4 protein-coding genes are annotated in these 3,589 nt (G+C 68.7%); 2 read left to right on the forward strand and 2 right to left on the reverse strand.

The genetic code is table 11. The features are described from left to right. On the forward strand, nucleotides 1-617 hold a 617-nt coding region (locus VE759_RS20575), incomplete at its 5' end, for a DALR domain-containing protein (RefSeq protein WP_324935874.1). Beyond that, entirely contained in the window at nucleotides 618-1,556 is a 939-nt protein-coding gene (gene rlmB, locus VE759_RS20580; RefSeq protein ID WP_324935876.1) for a 23S rRNA (guanosine(2251)-2'-O)-methyltransferase RlmB, read from the forward strand. A 138-nt stretch (nucleotides 1,557-1,694) separates the two neighbouring features. Here rlmB and VE759_RS20585 read toward each other — a convergent pair whose 3' ends face one another. Then, nucleotides 1,695-2,939 carry an SLC13 family permease gene (locus VE759_RS20585; RefSeq protein WP_324935878.1) on the reverse strand — a complete coding sequence of 415 codons (1,245 nt, stop codon included), beginning with the start codon at nucleotides 2,937-2,939 and terminating at the stop codon, nucleotides 1,695-1,697. Next, nucleotides 2,930-3,589 (reverse strand): MBL fold metallo-hydrolase (locus VE759_RS20590; protein ID WP_324935880.1); only part of this gene is annotated, 660 nt, incomplete at its 5' end. The genes VE759_RS20590 and VE759_RS20585, both read right to left, overlap by 10 nt.

A 3,589-nucleotide genomic window follows, 5' to 3' on the forward strand; every position in this document is an offset into this window, starting at 1 on the left:
GCGGCGAGAAGATGAGCAAGTCGCTGGGTAACGTGCTCGCGGTACCCGCTGTGCTGCAACGGGTCCGGCCCGCCGAGCTGCGCTACTACCTGGGCAGCGCGCACTACCGGTCAATGCTGGAGTTCTCCGAGACCGCGCTGCAGGACGCGGCCAAGGCCTACACCGGCATCGAAGATTTCCTGCACCGCGTCCGCAATCGCGTCGGCGCGGTGGTGCCGAGCATCTGGACGCCGCGGTTCGCCGAGGCGATGGACGATGACCTGTCGGTGCCGATCGCGTTGGCAGAGATCCATGCGGCACGGGCCGAGGGCAATCGCGCACTCGAGTCCGGTGACCACAACACCGCGCTGGACAAGGCCCGCTCGATCCGCGCGATGATGGCAATCCTGGGCTGCGATCCGCTCGACGAACGCTGGGAGTCCGAGGACGAGACGTCGGCGGCGCTGGCGGCGGTCGATGTTTTGGTGCACGCCGAGCTCGAGCGCAGGGAGGAGGCGCGGCGGCGGCGGGACTGGGCGCTGGCCGATGAGATACGCGACCGCATGAAGAAGGCCGGCATCGAGGTCACCGACACCGCGGACGGCCCGCAATGGTCGCTGGGCGGTGACGACAAGTAGATGCCGGGACCGTCAAAGCGCCGCGGCGCGGTGCGCAAACCTGGCACCAAGAAAGGGCCGGCGGTCGGCTCCGGCGGCCAGCGCCGGCGCGGCCTGGAGGGACGTGGTGCGACGCCGCCGGCCCACCTGCGGCCCGGCCATCCGGCTGCCAAACGCGCTGCGGCCAAACAAAAGTCACAACGGACAGCGAAGCGTACCGATGACACGGAGGTCGTGCTTGGTCGCAACCCGGTGGTCGAATGCCTGCGCGCAGGCGTTCCCGCGACCGCCTTGTATGTCGCGCTCGGCGCCGAAACCGACGAGCGATTGACCGAATCGGTAAGGCGCGCAGCCGATTCCGGCATACCGATTCTCGAAGTGCCCCGTGCCGACCTGGACCGCATCACGACCAATGGGCTGCACCAGGGCATCGCGCTGCAGGTGCCGCCGTACCAGTATGCGCACCCAGACGACGTGCTGGCCGCGGCGAACGACGACGTCAAGCCGCCGTTGCTGATTGCGCTGGACAACATCTCCGACCCGCGTAACCTCGGCGCGATCATCCGGTCGGTGGCGGCGTTTGGCGGGCATGGCGTGCTGATCCCGCAGCGGCGCAGCGCATCGGTGACGGCGGTGGCCTGGCGCACCAGTGCCGGCGCGGCGGCGCGGATACCGGTCGCGCGCGCGACCAATCTCAATCGCACGCTCAAGGATTGGGCCAACGCCGGGTTGCAGGTGGTCGGGTTGGACGCCGACGGCGACACCGCCGTGGACGAATTGGACGGCATGGGCCCGGTGGTGGTGGTGGTCGGCTCGGAGGGCAAGGGCCTGTCCCGGCTGGTGCGCGAGAACTGCGACGCCGTGGTGTCGATACCGATGGCCGGGCCGACGGAGTCGCTGAACGCCGCGGTGGCCGCCGGGGTGGTGTTGGCCGAGATCGCCCGGCAACGCCGACGGTAACGGCCGTCAGACAGCAACCGTCCGTTGCCAGGTCTCGCGGGCGCTTGGGCGCTGCAGCCAGGTAGCCACGTCAGGTCCGAGCACGGTGGCTTCCGCGGGCGCCAGCAGCCCGCCCATCTGATGCGCGCAATACGCGAGTCAGGTGCCCAGCAGTCGAACCGCTGCCCACAGCGCGACCACCGCGACAACCAAGGTGACGGGCACCGTGCACAGCCCCAGCACGGTGAACCTGCCGACACCGTCGTCGGCGTCATTCTGATGTAACACCCTGCGCCACAGTAGGTTTGACAATGATCCGACGTAGGTCAGATTTGGGCCGATGTTGACGCCGACCAGCACGGCAAGTACGGCTGCGGCGCCGCTCGGTGCGACCAGCGGCAGCAACACCAGCACGGCGGGCAGGTTGTTGACCACATTCGCGAGCGCAGCAGCGACGGCCGCGAGTACTAGCAGCGTGAGCAGTCCCGAGCCGGGCGGCAGCAGATCGCGCACGGCGGCATCGAGCCCGTTGACCATCAGCGACCGGACAACGACGCCGAGTGCCAACACGAACGCCAGGAACGGCAGATTGACGGCCTTCACGATGCCACGAACGGTGCTGCGGCGCCGCGCCAACCCGTGCACAGCCAGCACCACCGAACCGCCGAACGCGGCCCACGCCGGCGCCACCCCAAGCAGGTCGGCGACTGCGAATCCCGCTAGGGTCAGCGCCAACACGACCAGCGTGAAGAGCGGGAACGCCTGGGACCGTGGCACATCCGCGCCGTCGACGTTCACCGACAGGTCACCGGCGAAGAACCACCGGAACATCCAATATTCGGCTGCGACGGCGACCAGCCACGGCGCGGCCATCAACAGCCCAAATCGGGTGAACGAAAGCTCGGCGGCGGCGAACGCGAGCAGATTAGTCAAATTGGACACCGGTAGCAGCAGCGAGGCGGTGTTGGCCAGATGTGCGCTGGCATACAAATGCGGCCGGGGCGGCAGGCGCAGCGTCCGGGCGGTCGCGAGCACCACCGGCGTCAACAACACCACCGTCGCGTCAAGACTCAAGATCGCCGTCGTGGCGGCCGCGGTGACGAATACCCGCAGAAGGAGTCGCCGCGGGTTGCCGCCGTTGCGGCGTGCCATCAACTCGCCCGCCGCCTGAAAAACGCCCTCATCGTCGCAGAGCTCGGCCAGCACCAGCACCGCCGCCAGGAACCCGACGACCGGTAGCAGCCGGTGGACTTCGTCGGTGGCCTCGCGCCACGAGATCGTTCCCGCCGCGACCAGCAGGACTGCGGCCGGAATCGCGGCGACGGCTTCGGCCCAGCCCTTCGGGCGCAGCACCGCGAAACCTAGAACAACGGCAAGTAGCGCCAGTGAAAGTGTCAGGCCCACGGATCTTCGCGGCGCCACACAGTCGGCAGGTGCAGCGCAACGCCGTCCTCTTTCGCCAGCCGGGCCAGCACCGCGATGCTGGCGTCAAGGTCGTCGGCGGCATACGGCAGCGCCTTCAACGGCTCAGTGAGCGGGTGAAAGAAGTCATCCCAGTGGATCAGCACCACGCGGCGGGCCCCGACCGCCCGGACGGTTTCGGTCCAGTACTCGACGATGTGATGATCGCCGTTGATGCCGAGCTGCGCGACGCCCAGGTACACGACGTCGGCGCGCTGATCCGCCAGCATGCCCGGCACGAAACCCGCACTGCCCGCAATCAGCAACCGCTTGTCCGTCGGCCGATGGTGCACCAGCGTGCACCAGGCTTCGCCGCAGCGATACGCCGAGACCCGGGCCGGCGGGACGATCGGCTGCGTGACGACGCCCGGATAGCGGTCGGGGTGGCTGTGCTTGGAAGCGATCAACGTGACGTCGTAAGCGCCGAACCTGACCGTCTCGCCGGAGGCGGCGACCACGATGCGGTCATCGGGAAGGCCGTGGCCGCGGCCGACAAACGCGGTCGACTCGCCGCCGACGAGCTGGGCGCCGGTGCGTTCGGCGACCGCCGCGGAGTCAAGCGCGTGGTCGTAGTGCGTGTGTACCGGCATGAC

The sequence above is a fragment of the Mycobacterium sp. genome, from assembly GCF_035640695.1.
Lineage (GTDB): Bacteria > Actinomycetota > Actinomycetes > Mycobacteriales > Mycobacteriaceae > Mycobacterium.

Excerpts from the sequence above, each read along its gene's own strand:
- rlmB (WP_324935876.1), top strand. The coding sequence starts at position 618 with ATGCCGGGACCGTCAAAGCGCCGCGGCGCGGTGCGCAAACCTGGCACC.